Here is an 18,563-nt window from a genome sequence, read left to right as displayed (position 1 = left end):
ACCAGGCGGTACCCCCACGCGGCGTGGAGCGCGGGTCGCATGGGTAGGGCCGCGCGGTTTAGCATGTGGCGCGTGACTTCCTTGCGCCCCGCCCCTGACTCGGCACGCCGCGCCTGGCTCTACGGAGCCGTGGCCTTCCTCGTCGGGGCGCTCGTGCGCGTGATAGTGATGGCGATCTTCGCGCGCGTCAACGCTGATGACCTCGGCGGGCTCATGACCAAGTGGGACACCCACCACTACGAGCGCATCGCGCAGCAGGGCTACTTCGAGGGTCCCACTATCGACGGCGTGCCTCCCGAACAGCGCCTGCTGGCCTTCTTCCCCGCGATCCCCATGCTCATGCGCGCCGGTCACGCGCTCACCGGCCTGGATTACACCACCGTGGGCATGGTGCTCAACGTGTTCTTTGGGGTGGCGATGGCCGCCGGGGTGGCGGCGCTGGCCGCCCGCATGGGGGCCGGGCGCCGGGGCATGATCGGGGCCGCCTTCGTGGTCACCTCCGCCCCCATGGCGGTGACCTTCTCCATGCCGTACACGGAGGCCTTGTTCGGGGCTCTGGCGTTCTGGGCGCTGGTGGCCATGATGGATCGCCGCTGGTGGCTTGCGGGAGCCTTGATCTTTGCGGCCGGGTTCGTGCGGCTCACGGCGGTAGACCTCGTGGCGGTGTTCGCGGTGATGGTGCTGCTCTACGGCCGCACCCAGTGGCGCGCCTGGGTGGCCTTGGTGATCAGCCCGCTGCCCGCCCTGGGTTATGTGTGGTGGGCCTCCTCCCATACCCGCGAGGTGGGCGGCTACTTTGGGCTACAAAAAGAGGGCTGGCACACCGGCTTTGACTTCGGGGTGGGCAGTGTAAAGTTCGCCTGGAACACGCTGATGACCAGCCAGGAGCTGGGATACTTCCTCAGTGTGGCGGTGATGATCGCCGCCCTGGTGGCCCTCGCGTTGACCGCGGGAAAGGCGCCGCTGCCGGTGTGGCTCTTCGCGGCGGCTTTGAGCGCAAACATTCTGCTTTCCGACGGCATCATGCACTCCCGCCCCCGCCTTCTTTTACCTGCGGCGATCGTGCTCGTGCCCCTCGTGCTGGGTTGGGGCAAGCGGGTGAGTGGCCGGGCCTACGCGGTGGGGATCGGGGCGTGGGTACTGATGGGGGCGTGGTTCTCCGGGTACATGCTCGCGGTGTTCCCGTGGGCGATTTAGGGGCGTAAACCCCTACCCCACCCCGCGCCGGGAAAGCGCCACGGTGGAGAGAATCATGGCCAGCAGCGCCAGGCCCATGAGCACCCACCCCAGCGCTGTGGTGACCTGGAAGCGCTCGCCCAGCACCGCGTAGCCCAGGCCGAAGGCCACGACGGGCTCCATGATGGTCATGGCGGGCAGGGAGTTTTTCAGCGCCCCGGCGTTGAAGGAATATTGCTGCACGATGGTGCCCAAGGTGGCCCCCAGGATCAGGCCGTAGGTCTCCCAGTTGGTGAGCAGCCCCAGGAATGAACCCTGAAGAAACACGTCCACCACGGCCTTGGAGAGCACGGCCACGTAGCCAAAGAGCGCGCCGGTGACTATGCCCAAAAGCAGGGCCTTGTGGCGCCGGATCTGGCGTTGGGCCACCCGCTCGATGAGGATCAGCACGGCCGCGCCCACGAGGAGCGCGGGAATCCAGCGCTCCAGGGGCGGGTGGGGGTTGCCGGGCAGGGGCTTGCCGAGGATCACGAGGATCGCCACGGCGGCGGTGAGCAGCCCGGCCCAGCCCATCTCCTCGGGGGAGATGCGGCGGCCGTCGTAACGCGCGGACAGCGGCAGGGTGAACATGAGGGAGAGCACGAGGATGGGCTGCACCACGAGCAGGGTGCCAAATCCCAGGGCTATGACCTGAAGTCCGTAGCCGAGCAGGGCGGTGCCGGTGCCCGCCCACCATAGGGGGCGGGAGATGGCGTTCCAGAAGGGGGAGCCCTTGAGTGAACCGTCGGCGGGTGCTTCCTCCGCGATCCGGTGGCGCACCACGGTGCCCCACGCGATGGTGAGGGCCGAGGCGAGCGCGAAGAGGACGGCCAGGAGGTTGCTATGCACGTGGTGGCATTCTACTGGCGTGCGGGGGCGCGGCGTCGGGAGTGTTGCGGTGAATACAAACCTTTCAGGGCGTGCCTGCCGACAGGTATTGTGGGGCAGCGAGATTCAGAAACGTGAAAGGCGGACGATCCCGGTGGCGTTAATCGTTCAGAAATACGGCGGTTCCTCGCTGGAGAGCGCCGAGCGAATCAGGCATGTGGCCGAGCGGATCGTGGCCACCAAGAAGCAGGGCAATGACGTGGTGGTGGTGTGCTCCGCGATGGGCGATACCACCGATGATCTCCTGGAACTGGCCGCCGAGGTCTCCCCGGTGCCCCCGGCCCGCGAGATGGACATGCTGCTCACCGCCGGCGAGCGCATCTCTAACGCCCTGGTGGCCATGGCCATTGATTCCCTGGGGGCCAGGGCGCAGTCCTTTACCGGATCGCAGGCGGGCGTGCTCACCACGGAGCGTCACGGCAACGCCCGGATCGTGGACGTCACTCCGGGCCGCGTGCGCGAAGCCCTCGATGAGGGCAAGATCTGCATCGTGGCGGGCTTCCAGGGCGTGAATAAGGATACGCGCGACGTGACCACCCTGGGGCGCGGCGGCTCCGATACCACCGCCGTGGCGCTCGCGGCGGCCCTGAAGGCGGACGTGTGCGAGATTTATTCCGATGTGGACGGCGTGTACACCGCCGATCCGCGCATCGTGCCCAACGCGCAGAAGCTGGACAAGATTTCCTTCGAGGAAATGCTGGAGATGGCGGCGGTGGGCTCCAAGATTTTGGTTCTGCGCAGCGTGGAGTATGCGCGCGCCTTCGGCGTACCGCTGCGGGTACGCTCGTCGTATAGCAATGACGCCGGTACGCTCGTGGCCGGCTCGATGGAGGATATTCCCGTGGAAGAAGCAGTGCTCACCGGAGTGGCAACCGATAAGTCCGAGGCCAAGATCACCGTCTTGGGCATTCCCGATAAGCCGGGGGAGGCCGCCAAGGTGTTCCGCGCCCTGGCGGACGCCGAGATCAACATTGATATGGTGCTGCAAAATGTGTCCTCCCTGGAGGACAACACCACGGACATCACGTTCACCTGTCCGCGTGCCGACGCCCCCCGCGCCACCGAGATGATGAAGAAGCTCCAGGCGGAGGGCAACTGGGCCAACGTGCTTTTCGACGACCAGGTGGGCAAGGTCTCCCTCGTGGGCGCGGGCATGAAGTCCCACCCCGGGGTCACCGCCGACTTCATGGAGGCCCTGCGCGACGTTGACATCAACATCGAACTCATCTCCACCTCCGAGATTCGCATCTCCGTGCTGATCCGGGAGGGAGACCTGGATAAGGCCGCCCGCGCCCTGCACGATCGCTTCCAGCTCGGCGGGGACACCGAGGCCGTGGTGTACGCCGGGACCGGACGCTAACTTCTAAGGGGACATACATGACAACGCTTGCCATCGTAGGAGCCACCGGCCAGGTGGGCCGCGTGATGCGCTCGATCCTGGAGGAGCGCAACTTCCCGGCGGATACCGTGAGGTTCTTCGCCTCTCCCCGCTCCGCGGGCACCACGCTGACCTTCCGGGGCGAAGAAATCGAGGTGGAGGACCTCACCGCCGTCACCGAGGAGTCCGTGGCGGACGTGGACGTGGCCCTCTTCTCCGCCGGCGGCGGTACCTCCAAGCAATGGGCCCCGGTGTTCGCGGCCGCCGGAGCTACCGTGGTGGATAACTCCTCGGCCTGGCGGCGCGATGACGAGGTGCCCTTGATCGTCTCCGAGGTCAACCCCGAGGCCGCCCGCGAGGTACCCAAGGGAATCATCGCCAACCCCAACTGCACCACCATGGCCGCCATGCCGGTGCTCAAGGCCCTTCATGATGAAGCCGGGTTGGAGCGCCTGCACGTGGCCTCCTACCAGGCGGTATCCGGTTCCGGGCTGGCCGGGGTGGAGGCCCTAGTCAAGCAGGTGGCCGAGGTGGGCGACCGCAACGTGGAACTGGTGCACGATGGCTCCGTGCTGGAACCGGAGAGCCTTGGCCCCTACGCGGCCCCCATCGCCTATAACGCCCTGCCGCTGGCGGGCAACCTGGTGGATGATGGTTCCGGGGAGACCGACGAGGAACAAAAGCTCCGCAACGAATCCCGCAAGATCCTAGGGATCCCCGGCCTCAAGGTGGCGGGCACCTGCGTGCGGGTGCCCGTGTTCACCGGGCACACGATGGTGATCCACGCCGAGTTCTCCCGGGCGATCACCCCCGAGCGCGCCCGCGAGGTGCTGGCCCCGGCCCCCGGCGTGAGCCTGGTGGAGGTTCCCACTCCGCTTCAGGCCGCGGGCATCGACGATTCCTTGGTGGGCCGCATCCGCCAAGATCAGTCTGTGGACGATCAGCGCGGCCTGGTGCTGGTGGTTTCCGGGGATAACCTGCGCAAGGGCGCGGCGCTGAACACCATCCAGATCGCGGAGCTGCTGGTGTAATTCTTGAGGGGGTGAAGCGCCGGGCACGGGGAGGCTCGGCGCTTTTTGTATGCGGGGGTGCAGCATCAAGGGGTGCCATCTCGGGGTGGCGGGCCCGTGACGGGCGGGTAGTGGCACCCCTTAGTGTTGGGTTGCCCTGCACCGGCGCTAAGGGGTGCCAGTGGGGGCGTCGATAAGCCAGGCGGCGAGGCAGTGACACCCCTTGGGGCTGTGCCCGCGCCTATCGACGCCCGCCTCCCGCCGCCCCAGCACGAAGGGGTGCCACTAGGCCGGATGGGGGCGTGGTTCCCCGCCGAGTGGCACCCCTTAGCGTTGCTGGTGCTTGTCAGCGCCGCTCTTGATCTTCCGAGGAATCTGCGGAATCCCCGGAGTCCTCGTTGAGTTTCTCGGTGACCTCCTGGGTCATGGCCTCGGTGAGTTGGTCGTCGGGGAGGTTAGAGGCCGCGGTGGCCTTGGTGAGCGCGGCGGCGTCCTTGCGGCTAAACCGCTGGGTGGGGTCGAGTTTGCGGGTGAGGAGTTCGCGGATGCGGTGGCGGCGGCGGTATTCCTTGCGGATCGTGGCGCGGCCGCGCAGCCAGGCGATAGACAGCGTGATGGCCAAGACGATGCCCGCGTACCCGAGCACGGGGAAGACGTAGGCCACCAGGTCCTTGAAGGGGAGGAAGCCGAGCACGAAGCCCGCGAGCACGCTGATGATGTACACCACCCGGAAGCGGGAGGGGTTGCTGCGGGTCAGGCGCTTGGCCAGGGCGTAGAAGAGGCCGAGCGCGGTGTTGAAGATCATCATGAAGATGGTGAAGGTCATGACGATCCCGAGCGCGGGGTGAATGCTGGTGACCACGCTGAGCATGGGCATGTCGTCGTGCGCCACCTCATCCACGTTGAGGAACACGGTGAGGGTGGCGGCGGTGAGCAGCAGGGTGAAGCACAGGCCGCCGAGGAGGCCGCCGATGCCGGCCGCGCGGCTATCGAGGTTATTGCCGCCGATCACCATCGCCATGGAGACGGCCACGATGAGGGAGAGGCCCACGTAGTTGAAGGCGGAGAGCCACCAATTGGGCAGGCTGGTGGATACCTCGGCGGTGGCCACCTGGCTGAGCCCGGAGATGTCAAAGTCAGAGTTCAGCAGCGTGTAGGTGGCGGTGCCCAGGATCATGAGGATGATGAAGGGGGTGACCGCGCCGATCACGGCGGAGACCTTGTCCACGTCTAGCATGCCCACGGCCATGACCATGAGCATCATGATGGTGGTGCCCACCCAGGGGGCCCAGCCGAATTGCTGGTTGAGGTTGGCGCCGCCGCCGGCGAACATGACGAAGCCGATGCCAAAGAGCGTGACCAGGGTGGCGATGTCCAGGAAGCGCGCCACGATGGGGTGGGTGACGCGATCAAACACCATGGTGTGCTCGCGGGCCTGGAGGTGGCTGCTGAGCTGCATCATGGCGATGGATCCGATGATCATGATGACGGCGGCTAGGGCCACGCCCCACAGGCCGCTGGTGCCAAAGGCCACAAAGTATTGCAGCATTTCCTGGCCGGAGGCGAATCCGGCGCCCACGATTAATCCGATCAGGGCAAGAGCGATTCCGATGGCTCTTTTCAACACGATAAAGATCTCCTATGAACTCGATTCAAGTAACTATTGAACACAAGGAATCTGAGAACCGCGCTGCGCATGGGCACTTTTTTGCTTATCGACGCCCCGATAATCGTTATACTCGCAGGAAGCGACGCCGCAGACTGTGGCTAATTTGTGACCCTATCGTGATCTACTGGGCGCGATCTGTGGCCGCGATGAGGTCTCGGCGGGCGCGCGCCACCCGCGATCGGATCGTCCCCACCCGCACTCCGGCGATCTTGGCGGCCTCCTCATAGGTGTAGCCCAGTACCTGGGTGAGGATGAGCGCTTCACGGCGCTCGGCGGGAAGCGCGTCGATGAGCGCGCGGGTGTCGATCCACTCGGACCAGGTGGTCTCGGCGGGCTCGTGGGTGGTGGTGAGGTCCTCGTACTCGGTGGCGGCGGTGCGAGGCCGGGCCATGTCGTGCCGGACGCTGTCCACCCACACGCGCCGCGCGATGGAGAGAAGCCAGGTGCGCGCCGGGGCGGTGGCCGCGAAGCGGGGGAGCGCCCGCATGACGCGAAGGTAGGTCTCCTGGGTGAGGTCATCGGCGTTATCCCGGCCCCCGAGGTGGGCGAGGAGGCGCCACACGTCGGTTTGGGTGGCGCGAATGAAGTCCGTCAGGGCGGCGCGGTCGCCGCGACCCGCGCGCAGGGCGAGGTCGGTGACGCGAGCGTCGTCGCTGTCGGAGTGGTACTTCACGCGAATCTACTTTACCAGCAGGAATGATTATCCCTGCTCAGGGCGGCATTTCGGCGAGTCGTACAAAAGATTGATTTTACCCCCTGTCGGTTGCCGGGCTTCTTCTAGCGGAGATAGGCTCCTTATGCAAGGGCTATGAATTGTCTAGCCACTATTTCATGGAGGTTATTATTATGGCTATCGAGAAGTCGGCGGCCGACGACATTCTGGCGAAGGGACGTGTGCCTAACCATGACGGCTACTCCCGCCGCGAGAATGGCGCCCCGGTTCCCAGCGAGAACCTTTCGGTGACGGCGGGCCCCCAGGGCCCCACCGTGCTCAATGACATCCACCTGATCGAGAAGCTCTCGCACTTCAACCGCGAGCGCGTCCCGGAGCGCAACCCGCACGCCAAGGGCAACGGCGCCTTCGGTGAGCTGCACATCACCGAGGACGTGTCCAAGTACACCAAGGCGGCCCTGTTCCAGAAGGGCACCGTCACCCCCATGGCCGTGCGCTTTTCCACGGTGGCCGGCGAGCAGGGCTCCCCGGACACCTGGCGCGACGTCCACGGCTTCGCCCTCCGCTTCTACACCACCGAGGGCAACTACGACATCGTGGGCAACAACACCCCCACCTTCTTCCTGCGCGACGCCATGAAGTTCCCGGACTTCATCCACTCCCAGAAGCGCATGGGCGGTTCCGGCCTGCGCAACGCGGACATGCAGTGGGACTTCTGGACCCGTACCCCGGAGTCCGCCCACCAGGTGACCTACCTCATGGGCGATCGCGGCACCCCGCGCTCCGAGCGCGAGATGAACGGCTACGGCTCCCACACCTTCCAGTGGGTCAACGAAGAGGGCGAGGCCTTCTGGATCAAGTACCACTTCATCTCCCGCCAGGGCGTGCACAACTTCACCGCCGCCGAGGCGGAGGAGATGGCCGGTAAGAACGCCGACTACCTGCGCGAGGACCTGTACGAGGCCATCGAGCGCGGCGACTACCCCATCTGGGACGTCAAGGTGCAGATCATGCCCTTCGCGGAGGCGGAGAACTACCGCTTCAACCCCTTCGACCTCACCAAGACCTGGTCGAAGAAGGACTACCCGCGCATCGACGTCGGCTACTTCGTGCTCAACCGCAACCCGGAGAACTTCTTCGCGCAGATCGAGCAGATGGCGCTGGACCCCTCCAACCTCGTCCCCGGCGTGGGCCTCTCCCCGGACAAGATGCTCATGGGGCGCGTATTCGCCTACGCGGATGCCCACCGCTACCGCATCGGACCGAACTACCGCCACCTGCCGGTGAACCAGCCCCTGGCTCCTCGCCACACCTACCAGCACGAGGGTTCCATGGCGTACCTCTTCAACGAGGCCACGCACCCGGTCTACTCCCCGAACAAGACCGACCTCAAGGCCGGTTACCTGGATGACGGCGAGACCTCCTCCTCCAACTTCACCTCCTACGGCCAGGCTGGCGACATCTACGTCAACCCGGACCCCCACGGCACGGATCTCACCCGTTCCTCCTACGTGAAGCACCCCGAGGACGATGACTTCGGCCAGGCCGGCACCCTCTACCGCCACGTGTACAACGACGAGGAGAAGGAACGCCTCGCACAGAACATCACGGACGCGATGATGGGCGTTACTCCCGAGACGGAGGAGCGCTGCTACTGGTACTGGTCCAACGTGGACGAGAACCTGGGCGCCCGCGTCAAGGAACTGTTCACCCAGAAGAAGAACGCCTAATACCTCGGTTTCCCGCCGATTGAGTTCCTCGTAGAACTCCCCGGCTCCTGAGCGGCAACGCGCTGCTCGGGAGCTTTTTTCTGCCCGCTCCCGTAAATATGGCTACCGTGGGTAAGGCACGAACACCCGCACCCATGAGGAAGGAATACCCACATGTCTGACACCATTTACACCCAGAAGGTCACCGCCACCGGCGCGGGCCGCGACGGTCACGTGCAGGGAGACGGTGGCATTGACTTTGATGTGCGTCCCCCCAAGACCAACGGCGCCTCCGCGGGCGTGAACCCGGAGTCCCTCCTGGCCGCCGCGTGGTCCGCCTGCTTCAACGGCGCCCTGCAAAAGATGATGGGAGAGGCCGGTGTGGACACCGCCGCCCACGCCCCGGAGGTGGATGCCGAGGTGTCCCTCAACCGTGATCCCTCCGACGGCGGCTTCCGCCTCTCCGGGCGCATCACCGCGCGGTTTAAGGATCAGGATTCCCTGGAGGGCGCGCAGGAACTGGTGGAGAAGGCGCACCAGTTCTGCCCCTTCTCCAAGGCGCTGGCCGGTGAGTTCGACGCCGAGGCCGTGCTGGGCTAATACCTCGCACAGAAATGAAGGGGAGCGCCGGGCGCTCGCCTTCATTTCTGTCTATTTTTTATGCTTCTCCCGCTCCACGGTCACCCCGTGAATGGCGCGACCCAGATAAAAGCTGCCCACCGAGCCAATGATCCACACCCCGGCGATGGCCAGGACGCCGCGCACGGCGTTGTTGGGATCAAAGCCCGTGGTGCTCCAATCCCGGATCAGGTTGGCGATGATGAGTAGGGGGACGGCCAGGGAAACCGTGGGCCCGAGGAGATTCACACTGGTCAGCGCGCCGGGGGCGCGCCACAGGGCCACCGTGGTGGCCACGATGAGGAGCGTGGCGAAGATCGCCAGCGCGGAAATCACATATTCTGCCAGGGACATTGTTACTTCTACCTCCGGCCTCGGGATACCATGCGGGACATGGAGAGCGTGGGGAGCACTCCGCCCACCAGCGCCGCGAGCAGCGCAATCTCATAGGCGATGGACGTCTGGTGATTGAGCGACCACACCAGGTACAGCGCGATCATGGAATAAAAGGCGAGGTCAGAGAGCACCACCCTGGTCAAGGTGTCGGCGGTGCGCAGGATCAGCACTAACCCCGCGAGCAGGCAGGCGAGGATCACGGCCCCGCAGCCCCACAAGATGATCTGGAACATTTAGCTCACCCTCCGGTAGTAGTCCTCGGCCAGTTGCAGTTCTTGCCCCCGCACGGCCGGGGCCAGGCGGGCCTCCATATCCGCCAGCCCGTCCACCACCTCGCGGGGATCGGCCCCGTGCACGGCCTGCACCAACAGGATCGTGGGATCACCCTCCCGCTTCGGGGCGCGCAGCCCCAGGGATAGTGTGCCGGGGGTGACGGTGATGGAGGTGGAAAACCAGAAGATCTGCCACTGGCTGCGCACGCGCAGCGGGTAGGCCACCACCACCGGATCGAAGCCGGTGTGGGGGCGCAGGGCGGAAAACGCCAGGGTTACGGCGCTCACCACGATCTCCTTGATGAGCCAGGGAATGTAGATCAGGGTATTCATTGCGCAACTCCTAGTACGGATTCCTGATAGCTCTGCACGTCCAGCAGCGCCTCAGTGGCGGCATGGAGGCCACCCATGAGCGGGCCCGCCGCGAAGAACATCAGCACGGAGACCGCCAGGAGCGCGGCGGCGGGCGCCACGAGCGCGGGGCGCACGCGCAGGGTATCCGACACGTGCTGCATGGGGCGGCCCCAGAACACCGCGCGCCACACGCGGAACATAGCCAACAGGGCGGCGAAGCTCGCCACGACGATCGTGGCGATGACCAGCCATGAGGCCCAGCCGCCCTCCCGCGCCACACTGAGAACCACGGTAACCTTGCCCCACAGGCCAGAAAACGGAGGGAAGCCCACCACGGAGAACGCGCCGGCGGCGAACACGGCCGCCACCCAGGGGTCGCGCCGCGCCAAGCCGGAGAGTTTAGAGAGCAGCCCGGTGCCGTAGGTTTCCTCGATGGCACCGGAGGCCAATACCAGGGAACCCACGGTGACCATGTGGTGCAGGGCGTAGAGCAGGCCGGCGGCGAGGGCGCGCTGGGCGTCGCCAGTGGTAAAGGCCAGCATCACCAGAATGAACGGCATGCCGTTGACCATCTGGTAAGCCAGCACGCGGCGGATGGAGTTCTCCGCCAGGCCGGCGAACCCGCCGATGAGCATGGAGACCACCATGAGCACCACGATGAGCGTGTTCCAGCGATCCGAAAGGTCGAAGATAATCACGTAAATGCGGTACAGCATGTACACCGCCACCTTGGTGTGCAGTCCGGAGAACAGGCCCATCACGGCCGCCGAGGTACCCGGATAGGTACGCGGTAGCCACGTGTGAACGGGGACGATGCCCGCCTTGGCGGAGATCGCGATGAGCACGAGGCCCATCGCTACCACCGCGGGCCCGTTGCCCTCGGCGGCACCGCGCAGGGCGGCCATGTTCACCGTGCCGGTGGTGGCGTAGACGAAGCCCACGCCCACCACCAGCAGCGTGGAGGCCGTGAGGTTGACCAGCACGAAGGTGCGGCCCGCCGCCAGGCGCGACCACGTTCCCGTCATGGCGATGAGCCCGTAGGAGGGCAGCAGCATGACCTCGATGAACACGAAGAAGTTAAAGAGATCCGCCGTGAGTAGTGCGCCGTTGACGCCGGTGATAAGCACCAGGGTGAGGGCCGGATAGAAGCGCGCCCGCGTCTCCCCGGATACCGTGGCGAACCAGTTGGCGCACAGCGCCACCAGGGAGGTGGTGATGATCATGACGGCGGAGAAGGCATCGGCCACAAAGGGAATGGCCACGCCGCCGGGGAAAAGCCCCACGTTGTGTCCCAGGGTGCCGTGCTCGGCGGTGTACCAGAAGAGCCAGGCCCCGGCTCCCAGGCTCAGGGCGGGGATCAGGAGGTGAAGCAGGTCTCGTGCCCATTTCCACGGGGCCATCACGGCAAACGCGGAGGAGAGGAGGGGCAGAACAACAAAAAGCGGAAGCACCATATCCATTAGCGCCGATCCTCCTTCTTATCCGCCATCAGGGTGGCGCGTGCTTGCCGGCGGGCGCGTTCCCCGGAACGGAATTCCTCGGCGCTCTGGGTGGCGCGCCCCAGCGTGGATACCGGGGAGGGACGCGGTTCCTCGCCGGAACTCACCGGATCCACGCTGGCGGTGTCATCGGAGCGGCCGAGGGCGGCCAGGGTGAGCAGGATGGTGGTGGTGGCCATAGAGATCACGATGGCGGTGAGCACGAAGGCCTGGGGGAGGGGATCGGCCATGTCTGCGGCGTCCACGCGATCGTGGAACACCTCCCCGCGCCAGGCGCCCACTCCGCTGGCCAGCAGCATGAGGTTAGCGGCGTGGCTGATGAGTTGCATGCCAAAGACAATGCGCACCATGCCACGTTGTTGCACCAGGTACACGCCGCCGGTGACCAGAACGGCGATGGTGAGGGCCATGATCATCGCTCTTGCTCCTTCCTCGCTTTGGTGGGCTCTTCGGTTGGCTTTGTGGCGACTCCCGCGGCGATCTCCGTAGCTCCGGCGTCCCTCTCAGCCTCGGCAGCCTCCTCGCACAGGTGCTCCGGCACTCCGGGGGTGGCTCCCAGCGGCCCGGAATCGTCGCGGGCAAAGGGCAGTTCCTGCGTGGTGGCGGCCCCGGGCTTGTCGTAATTACCCAGATAGTTCACCGCCGCCATGAGCATGCCCAGCACGGCGAGGTAGATGCCGCCGTCGAAGATCAGCGAAGTGGTCATGTGCTCGCCCAGGATCTCCCCGTGGATCGGGGCGAGGAAGGACCCCTCGATCAGGCCCAGGAATCCGGCGGCCAGGGCGGTGACGATGCCGATGCCCGTGAGCCAGTACGGGGTAGAGGGGCGGGCCACGATGGAATCCCGGCCCCGAGAGAGGTACAAGAGCATGATCCCGGTTCCCGCGATCAGGGCGGCCACGAAGCCGCCGCCGGGGTCCATGTGCCCGCGCAGGAACACCAGGACGGAAAGGATCAGCAGCAGCGGGGCCACCAGGCGCAGCGCCATGCGCAGCGGCAGGGAGTTGAGCTGGGATTGCCCGAAGGGGCGCGGGCGCGTTCCCTTGGCAAAGGGCAGGCGGGGGAAGGAAGAGACCACCGAGCCGATCACGATGGCCGCCATGCCCAGCACGGAGAGTTCGCCCAGGGTATCCAGGGCGCGGAACTCCACGATGATGGTGGCCACGATGTTCTGGCCGCCGGTGATCTCCGGTGCGTTGGCGATGTACCATTCCGCCAGGTCGGAGCGGTCACCTCGGCCCATGAGGGTGAACACCCCCAGGAAGGCGGCCAGGCCCGCTAGCAGTGCGATCACCAGGGAGCGCGCGGTGCGCCTGCGGCTTACCGAGGGGAAGCGCGCGGGCTGGTAGCGCAGCACCATCATGATGATGACCACCACCAGGGCCTCCACCAGGAACTGGGTGAGGGCGACGTCGGGAGCGCCCAGGATGAGCATCTGGAACGTGATGCCCACGCCCACGGTGCCCACCAGCACGGCGCTGGTGAGGCGGTGGGTGGTGCGCATGAGGCCCACCACGGAGAGCGCGATGATGAGCAGGGGGGCCAGGTCGAGCCAGTTGTCTAGCCCTGCGGCGCGCGGGGCGAGGGCCGTTCCGTCGATGCCGGGGGAGCCCAGCAGCGCGAAGAGCATGAGGGCGATCACGCTGCACACCGGCCACACGAGGTGGCGGGACGGGCTCTGAGAGTTGGCCAGCTGGGCAAAGAAGCGCCCGGTGGCGGCGGCACCCTGGGTGAGCGCGCGCAGGAGGCCGTTGCCGTTGAAGGGCAGCAGGAAGCGCGATTCCAGGGCGGGCCATAGGCGGTGCCGCAGGGCCACCCCCGCCGCTCCCAGCGCCATGACCAGCATGGATACCACAAAGGGGGCGTTGAGGCCGTGCCAGAGCGCCAGATGAGTCACGGTGGCGTCGGCCCCCACCCCCGTGGCGGCCACGATGGAATCCATCGGCTCGTCGAGGAACATCGGGGCTAGGCCCAGGGGCAGGGACAGCAAACCCGGCAGTGCGGCGGGCAGCCACAGGGAGACGGGGGCCTCGTGGACCCCCTCCATGCGGCGGCCGGGGTGCTCGGTGGCGGGGTCGAAGAACGCCCCGAAAACCAGCTTGGCCGAGTACGTGAACGTGAGCAGCGCGCCGATCCCGGCCACGATCAGCAGGGCGGTGCCGGCGCCCTCCACGGTGTACAGGGCGCCGAGCATCCCCTCCTTGGAGAGGAATCCAAAGGTGGGTGGGATCGCGGCCATGGATAGCGCGCCCACCACCATGCCGGTGCAGGTAAAGGGCATGGCCTTCCAGAGCACGCCCAGGCGGCGGGTATCGCGGGTTCCGGCCTCGTGGTCTACCACGCCGATGAGCATGAAGATCGAGGATTTAAACAGCGCGTGCGCGAGGGTGTGCACCAGGGCGGCGGAGAGCGCCAGGGGGGTGCCCACGCCGATGGTGGCCACGATCCACCCCAGGTGGCTCACGGTGGAGTAGGCGGTGAGCTTCTTCAGATCCGTCTTTTGTACCGCAAAGAGCGCGGAGACCACGGCGGTGAGCAGCCCGGTGCCAATGAGCAGCCAGTTCCACACCGGGACGTCGTGGAAGATCGCGGAGAAGCGCATGAGGAGGTACACGCCCGCCTTGACCACGGCCGCCGCGTGCAGAAACGCGGAAACGGGGGTGGCGGCGGCCATGGCCTCCGGCAACCAGAAGTGGAAGGGCAGCTGCGCGGCCTTGGTGAAGGCGGAGAGCGCTACCAGGACGGCCACGGTGGCGGTGAGCCCCGGCTGCTCGGCCCACACGGGGGAGGCCAGGATCCCCTGCACGCTGGTGGTTCCGGTGCGGGTGGCGGCCACCGCGAGGGCGGCCAGCAGGGTCAGCCCGCCGATGAAGGTGAGCAGCAGCGTGCGCTGGGCACCGGCCTCGCCGCTTGACCCGGAGCGGGCGATGAGCAGGAAGGACGCGATGGACACCAGTTCCCAACCGATGAACAGCACCACCGCGTCGTCGGCAAGCACCAGCAGCAAGACGGCGAGGGTGAAGGCCGTCATGATGGTGTAAAAACTGGTGTTGCCCTGCCGCTTGGGCAGGTAGGCTGCGGAATACAGGAAAACGATCGCTCCGATGCCCAGGGCCAGCAGCGCGAAGAAGGCGCTGAGGGCGTCGGCACGCAGCGCGAAGGAGACGTCCACGCCGGGGGCGAGGACGTCGCGCGCCCACGTCACCCGCCAGGTCAGCGGCTCCCCGTCAAGGATGGCGGGGAGGTGGCGGCCCAGGGCTATCGCGGCGGCCACAAAGAGGCCCGCCAACGGCCAGCCTGCGCGCCGATCCGCCACCCGAACCAGCGGGGGAGAAAGGAGAACGGCCCCCACCGCCAAGGCAATAACAATAGCTAACGTCACGTGTTGCACACTCTTTCGTAGCTCGTAAGTCCGCACCAAGGTTACCAGTAGGGGGTGGCGCGGTGAGCCTGCGCGGGATCGAGGCACAAGCAGAATAGATTGGCAGGGTATGAGTCCCGTGCGTTCTACCCTCCTCTTCTCCCTCACGCTGGTGCCCCTGTTGGCGGGGGCCGTGTATCTCACCGCGACCGGGCAGGGCCCGGAGAAATCGTGGTCGGCGGGAGAGGAACCCCAGGCCGCCCCGGCCGCCGCCAGGGCGCAACTCATGGAGGCCCGCCGCGCCGCGATCGACGCCGGCACCAACGCCAGTTTCCTGGCCAACGGCACCGCCCAGCTCCTCGACGGGGTATCCAAGTTCCAGGCCGAGGACGTGACCGGGGACGTGCAGCGCCTCCAAGACGGGGCGGCCCAGCTGCGCGACGGCATGATCCAACTCCAGGCCGCCACCGGCCAACTCGGCCAGGGGGCCACCGAACTTGCCGACGGCGTGGGTCGCGCCATTGATAAGGTGCTCGCCCTCGGCGTGATCCAGGGGCAACTGGGGGAGGCCGCCACCAGCCTGGATCAGGAACTGGAAAAGTCCACGGACCCGCGCGCCCAGGACCTGCGCGGCCAGCTCGCGGACTTCCGCGCCCAACTGGCCAACGCCGGGCTGGGCGAGGAGACCACCGGCCAACTCACCCGTTTACGCGACGGCTCCCGGGACCTCGCCAACCAGTTGGCGGTGCCCGGATCCGGCTTCCACGACGGCATCTACAGCGCCACCGACGGCGCGAAGCGCCTGGCCGCTGGGATCGAGGAGGCGCAGGGCGGCGTGGCGGGCGCGCTAGACAGCATGGGGCAGCTCGACGCGGGGGCGCGGCAACTCAACGACATGGCCCAGGAGAACCGCACCCGAGTGCAGGGGATTCAGCGCGCCCTGCCGGTGGCCCAGGCTGGTGTGGATTCCGATCAGGTAGAGGAGAGCGCGGAATTACTGCCCACGTACGCGCTGCTTATCTCGCTTTTTGCGGTGCTCGGCGGGCTGGGTGTGGGTCTCCTGCGCAGGGCCTGGGATCGGGCCCTGGGGGCCTGCGCCGTGGTGGCAGCCTCGGGCGGGTTGCTCTGGCTCATGGGAACCGCGCTGCCCTGGACGACGCTGGCCGCCGGGGTAGGTGTGCTGGCCCTGACCGTGGGGGCCGCCGCAGGTTTGGGGGCCGGGCTGCGGCGCGTGGCGGGTACCCGAGGCGCGGTGATCGGCGGAGCGCTGATGCTGCTGGCCCAGGTGGGGGTGGCCGGCTGGGTGTGGAATAGCGCCATGACCAGCGATCTTTCCTCCGCCTGGACGGCCGCCGCCGCGCTGACCCCGGCGCATTACGCCACCGGCGCGCTCAGCGCCATGAGCAACGGCGGCAGCATGACCCTGGTGTGGACGGCCGTGGCGATCCTCGGCTCGATGGTGCTACTGGGCGGGATCCGCGGCGGTTTGCGCGGGGAGGCGTGGTGGCGGCGCAGCAGCGCTAAGGGGTGCCATTGGGGCCGCTGCCGGGCGGCGGAAGGCCAAGGTGGCACCCCTTGATGTTGCGCTTATCGACGCCCCCGGTGTCACCCGTTAGCGCTTCCCGGTGGGTTGGTGGGTGGGGAGAGGAATGCAATTGCGCAGTTCACGCCGAACCATGCCACGGAGACGAGGGAATTAAGCCGGGCGAGGTACCGCATCGAAGTGGTGGAGTATCGGGTGGTGCAGGGGGCTCAAAAGTCAATATATCATCAATTGATTAATTTTGTACGATAGTTGCATGACCAGGACAGGAGAGCGGACAGGGCGCCGCCCGGGTAACCCCGATACCCGCGCCCACATCCTTGAGGTGGCGCGGTCGCAGTTCGCGGCGAAGGGATTTCGCGGCACGACAACCCGTGCGATTGCCGAGGAAGCGGGGGTTAACGTGGCGCTGTTGCCTCATTACTTTGGCAACAAGAAGAAACTTTTTGCCGCCACCCTTGAGCTGCCGGGAACCGTTGAGGCGAAGATTCGTGAGGCGCTAAAGGGGGATTGGTCGGGCGCGGGGGAGCGCCTCGCGAGGGCCTACCTTGCCCTGTGGGAGGACGAGGCCACCAGGACTCGACTGATCGCGGGGGCGCGCGCGGCGATGTCGAGCGAGCACGCGATGGAATCAATCAGGACGATGCTCGTCGGAGTGCTTGCCGATGAGGGGGAGGGGCGGGCCGAGGCGATAGCCCTGGCCATGACCCAACTTCTCGGCGCCGCGTTGCTGAGGCACGTGAGCAAGATCCCTGCCATCGTGGATATGCCGTTTGATCGGCTCGTGGAGCGGGTTTCCCTGGCTGTTCAGCTGCATCTGTCCGAGTAATCCCTCGTGATCAGAGGCGATAAAAAACCCGGCCGCTCAGAGTGGAAGAGCGGCCGGGGTTCTTGATGGTCGGGATAACAGGATTTGAACCTGCGACCTCCTCGTCCCGAACGAGGCGCGCTACCAAGCTGCGCCATATCCCGTGGTGCTCGCAATAGTTTAGTGCAGCGGCCCGAGATTCGACAAAAGACCTGGATAGGCGGCGGGAACCGCCGCTAGGGAGCCACCCGCTCCGTGATCCGCAGCAGCGTGGCGGAGGGGCGGCAGAAGAGCCGCACCGGGGCGTACTTGGAGGTGCCCAGGCCGTTGGAGACGTGCATGGACATGCCCTCGAAGTCGTGGAGCCCGGAGGCTCGTTCGGTGTCGATCCCGCAGTTGGTCAGCAGCGCCTTGCCGCCGGGGAGGCAGATCTGCCCGCCGTGGGTGTGCCCGGAGAGGGCGAGTTGGTACCCGTCCTGGGCAAACTGGTGGAGCACGCGGGGCTCGGGGGAGTGGCTGAGGGCCAGGGTGAGATCGGCCTCGGGGTTGGGGGCTCCGGCGATCGCGGCGTAGTCGTCGAGGTTGTGGTGGGGATCGTCCACCCCGGCGGCGGCGATGCGCACGTGGCCTACCTGGAACTCGTGGCGGGCCTGGTTGGCATCGCGCCAGCCGTGTTCGAGGAAGGCGGCGCGCATTCCCTTCCACGGGAGGTCGATGTAGGAGGGGGTGCGTTTGCCGCCAAGGAGATACCGCAGGGGGTTTACGGGGCGGGGAGCCCAGTAGTCGTTGGTGCCGAATACAAAGAGGCCGGGGCGTTGCAGCAGCGGCCCGAGGGCGGCCAGCACGGCGTGCACCCCGCGCTGGTCGGAGAGGTTATCCCCGGTGTTGACCACGAGGTCGGGTTCGAGGGCGTCGAGGGCGCTGACCCAGGCGATCTTGGCGCTCTGGCCGGGGATCATGTGAAGGTCAGAAAGGTGCAGCAGCCGGAACTCGGGTTTCCCGCGCAGGGTGCCCGGTGGGAGGAGCGGGAGGGTGTGCTGGTGCAGTTGGAATCTGGTGAGTTCGGTGAATCCCCAGGTGGCGGTGGCAAGGCCGGTGCCGGCGAGGATCGCTGCGAGTTTTCTCATCGTATGCACCCGCCTCAGCCTACCTGTGCGGGTAGGTTCGGAA

Annotated in this window: 17 protein-coding genes and 1 tRNA gene; 7 read left to right on the top strand and 11 right to left on the bottom strand. The window is 66.5% G+C overall.

The features are described from left to right. The first annotated feature begins 63 nt into the window (after positions 1 to 63). Positions 64 to 1,197 carry a hypothetical protein gene (locus tag Cocul_RS06360; protein WP_055122440.1) on the top strand — a complete coding sequence of 378 codons (1,134 nt, stop codon included), beginning with the start codon at positions 64 to 66 and terminating at the stop codon, positions 1,195 to 1,197. A 12-nt stretch (positions 1,198 to 1,209) separates the two neighbouring features. Here the strand turns inward: Cocul_RS06360 and Cocul_RS06355 are convergent, their stop codons facing one another. After that, on the bottom strand, positions 1,210 to 2,064 hold the full coding sequence (locus tag Cocul_RS06355; RefSeq protein ID WP_055122439.1) for a DMT family transporter: 855 nt from the start codon (positions 2,062 to 2,064) through the stop codon (positions 1,210 to 1,212). A gap of 133 nt (positions 2,065 to 2,197) precedes the next feature. Here Cocul_RS06355 and Cocul_RS06350 point away from each other — a divergent pair, with 133 nt between their 5' ends. Then, entirely contained in the window at positions 2,198 to 3,463 is a 1,266-nt protein-coding gene (locus Cocul_RS06350) for an aspartate kinase (RefSeq protein WP_055122438.1), read from the top strand. A gap of 17 nt (positions 3,464 to 3,480) precedes the next feature. Further along, positions 3,481 to 4,512, top strand: coding sequence for an aspartate-semialdehyde dehydrogenase (locus Cocul_RS06345; protein ID WP_055122437.1), 1,032 nt, complete (start codon positions 3,481 to 3,483; stop codon positions 4,510 to 4,512). Positions 4,513 to 4,837: 325 nt separating this feature from the next. Here the strand turns inward: Cocul_RS06345 and Cocul_RS06340 are convergent, their stop codons facing one another. Beyond that, the gene (locus Cocul_RS06340) at positions 4,838 to 6,118 is read right to left on the bottom strand and encodes a YkvI family membrane protein (protein WP_055122436.1); all 1,281 of its coding nucleotides are present in this window, start codon (positions 6,116 to 6,118) and stop codon (positions 4,838 to 4,840) included. A 163-nt stretch (positions 6,119 to 6,281) separates the two neighbouring features. Continuing rightward, a complete protein-coding gene (locus Cocul_RS06335) occupies positions 6,282 to 6,833 on the bottom strand; it encodes an RNA polymerase sigma factor (RefSeq protein ID WP_055122435.1) in 552 nt (183 codons plus the stop codon). Between the two features lie 173 nt (positions 6,834 to 7,006). Between Cocul_RS06335 and Cocul_RS06330 the strand changes: the two genes are divergently transcribed. After that, on the top strand, positions 7,007 to 8,563 hold the full coding sequence (locus tag Cocul_RS06330) for a catalase (RefSeq protein ID WP_055122434.1): 1,557 nt from the start codon (positions 7,007 to 7,009) through the stop codon (positions 8,561 to 8,563). Positions 8,564 to 8,716: 153 nt separating this feature from the next. After that, positions 8,717 to 9,142, top strand: coding sequence for an Ohr family peroxiredoxin (locus Cocul_RS06325; RefSeq protein WP_055122433.1), 426 nt, complete (start codon positions 8,717 to 8,719; stop codon positions 9,140 to 9,142). A 51-nt stretch (positions 9,143 to 9,193) separates the two neighbouring features. Here the strand turns inward: Cocul_RS06325 and Cocul_RS06320 are convergent, their stop codons facing one another. From Cocul_RS06320 to Cocul_RS06295, 6 genes are read right to left on the bottom strand one after another with little or no spacing between them, the layout of a single operon-like run. Next, the gene (locus Cocul_RS06320) at positions 9,194 to 9,514 is read right to left on the bottom strand and encodes a Na+/H+ antiporter subunit G (RefSeq protein WP_055122432.1); all 321 of its coding nucleotides are present in this window, start codon (positions 9,512 to 9,514) and stop codon (positions 9,194 to 9,196) included. Between the two features lie 8 nt (positions 9,515 to 9,522). After that, positions 9,523 to 9,789, bottom strand: coding sequence for a cation:proton antiporter (locus tag Cocul_RS06315; RefSeq protein WP_055122431.1), 267 nt, complete (start codon positions 9,787 to 9,789; stop codon positions 9,523 to 9,525). Further along, positions 9,790 to 10,161 carry a monovalent cation/H+ antiporter subunit E gene (locus Cocul_RS06310; RefSeq protein WP_055122430.1) on the bottom strand — a complete coding sequence of 124 codons (372 nt, stop codon included), beginning with the start codon at positions 10,159 to 10,161 and terminating at the stop codon, positions 9,790 to 9,792. Beyond that, entirely contained in the window at positions 10,158 to 11,642 is a 1,485-nt protein-coding gene (locus Cocul_RS06305; RefSeq protein ID WP_055122429.1) for a monovalent cation/H+ antiporter subunit D family protein, read from the bottom strand. Before Cocul_RS06305 ends, Cocul_RS06310 begins: the two co-directional genes overlap by 4 nt. Continuing rightward, positions 11,642 to 12,097: a sodium:proton antiporter gene (locus tag Cocul_RS06300; protein ID WP_055122428.1), complete on the bottom strand. Its 456-nt coding sequence runs from the start codon at positions 12,095 to 12,097 to the stop codon at positions 11,642 to 11,644. The genes Cocul_RS06305 and Cocul_RS06300 overlap by 1 nt, the downstream gene beginning before the upstream one ends. Further along, the gene (locus Cocul_RS06295; RefSeq protein WP_055122427.1) at positions 12,094 to 15,063 is read right to left on the bottom strand and encodes a DUF4040 family protein; all 2,970 of its coding nucleotides are present in this window, start codon (positions 15,061 to 15,063) and stop codon (positions 12,094 to 12,096) included. The genes Cocul_RS06300 and Cocul_RS06295 overlap by 4 nt, the downstream gene beginning before the upstream one ends. Positions 15,064 to 15,172: 109 nt before the next feature. On the opposite strand from Cocul_RS06295, the gene Cocul_RS06290 reads away from it, so the two are divergent. Together Cocul_RS06290 and Cocul_RS06285 are read left to right on the top strand one after the other, a co-directional pair. Beyond that, on the top strand, positions 15,173 to 16,621 hold the full coding sequence (locus tag Cocul_RS06290) for a hypothetical protein (protein WP_055122426.1): 1,449 nt from the start codon (positions 15,173 to 15,175) through the stop codon (positions 16,619 to 16,621). A gap of 220 nt (positions 16,622 to 16,841) precedes the next feature. Beyond that, positions 16,842 to 17,414 (top strand): TetR/AcrR family transcriptional regulator, encoded by a 573-nt coding sequence (locus Cocul_RS06285; protein ID WP_055122425.1) that lies wholly within the window; start codon positions 16,842 to 16,844, stop codon positions 17,412 to 17,414. Between the two features lie 66 nt (positions 17,415 to 17,480). On the opposite strand, the gene Cocul_RS06280 is transcribed toward Cocul_RS06285, so the two are convergent. Both Cocul_RS06280 and Cocul_RS06275 read right to left on the bottom strand, forming a co-directional pair. Beyond that, positions 17,481 to 17,557: transfer RNA gene (locus Cocul_RS06280), tRNA-Pro, on the bottom strand. A gap of 72 nt (positions 17,558 to 17,629) precedes the next feature. Continuing rightward, entirely contained in the window at positions 17,630 to 18,520 is an 891-nt protein-coding gene (locus Cocul_RS06275) for a metallophosphoesterase (protein ID WP_055122424.1), read from the bottom strand. Between the last annotated feature and the right edge of the window lie 43 nt (positions 18,521 to 18,563).

Source organism: Corynebacterium oculi (assembly GCF_001412105.1).
Classification (GTDB): Bacteria; Actinomycetota; Actinomycetes; order Mycobacteriales; family Mycobacteriaceae; genus Corynebacterium; species Corynebacterium oculi.
Note: the sequence above shows the minus strand (reverse complement) of the source record. Positions and strands in the feature narration are given on the sequence as shown.

What these genes read in the sequence shown, in the direction of transcription:
- Cocul_RS06305 (WP_055122429.1), bottom strand. Translation starts at nt 11,642, where the DNA reads ATGGATATGGTGCTTCCGCTTTTTGTTGTTCTGCCCCTCCTCTCCTCC.
- Cocul_RS06300 (WP_055122428.1), bottom strand. Translation starts at nt 12,097, where the DNA reads ATGATCATGGCCCTCACCATCGCCGTTCTGGTCACCGGCGGCGTGTAC.
- Cocul_RS06320 (WP_055122432.1), bottom strand. Translation starts at nt 9,514, where the DNA reads ATGTCCCTGGCAGAATATGTGATTTCCGCGCTGGCGATCTTCGCCACG.
- Cocul_RS06310 (WP_055122430.1), bottom strand. Translation starts at nt 10,161, where the DNA reads ATGAATACCCTGATCTACATTCCCTGGCTCATCAAGGAGATCGTGGTG.
- Cocul_RS06290 (WP_055122426.1), top strand. Translation starts at nt 15,173, where the DNA reads ATGAGTCCCGTGCGTTCTACCCTCCTCTTCTCCCTCACGCTGGTGCCC.
- Cocul_RS06345 (WP_055122437.1), top strand. Translation starts at nt 3,481, where the DNA reads ATGACAACGCTTGCCATCGTAGGAGCCACCGGCCAGGTGGGCCGCGTG.
- Cocul_RS06285 (WP_055122425.1), top strand. Translation starts at nt 16,842, where the DNA reads ATGACCAGGACAGGAGAGCGGACAGGGCGCCGCCCGGGTAACCCCGAT.
- Cocul_RS06325 (WP_055122433.1), top strand. Translation starts at nt 8,717, where the DNA reads ATGTCTGACACCATTTACACCCAGAAGGTCACCGCCACCGGCGCGGGC.
- Cocul_RS06315 (WP_055122431.1), bottom strand. Translation starts at nt 9,789, where the DNA reads ATGTTCCAGATCATCTTGTGGGGCTGCGGGGCCGTGATCCTCGCCTGC.
- Cocul_RS06330 (WP_055122434.1), top strand. Translation starts at nt 7,007, where the DNA reads ATGGCTATCGAGAAGTCGGCGGCCGACGACATTCTGGCGAAGGGACGT.
- Cocul_RS06275 (WP_055122424.1), bottom strand. Translation starts at nt 18,520, where the DNA reads ATGAGAAAACTCGCAGCGATCCTCGCCGGCACCGGCCTTGCCACCGCC.
- Cocul_RS06360 (WP_055122440.1), top strand. Translation starts at nt 64, where the DNA reads ATGTGGCGCGTGACTTCCTTGCGCCCCGCCCCTGACTCGGCACGCCGC.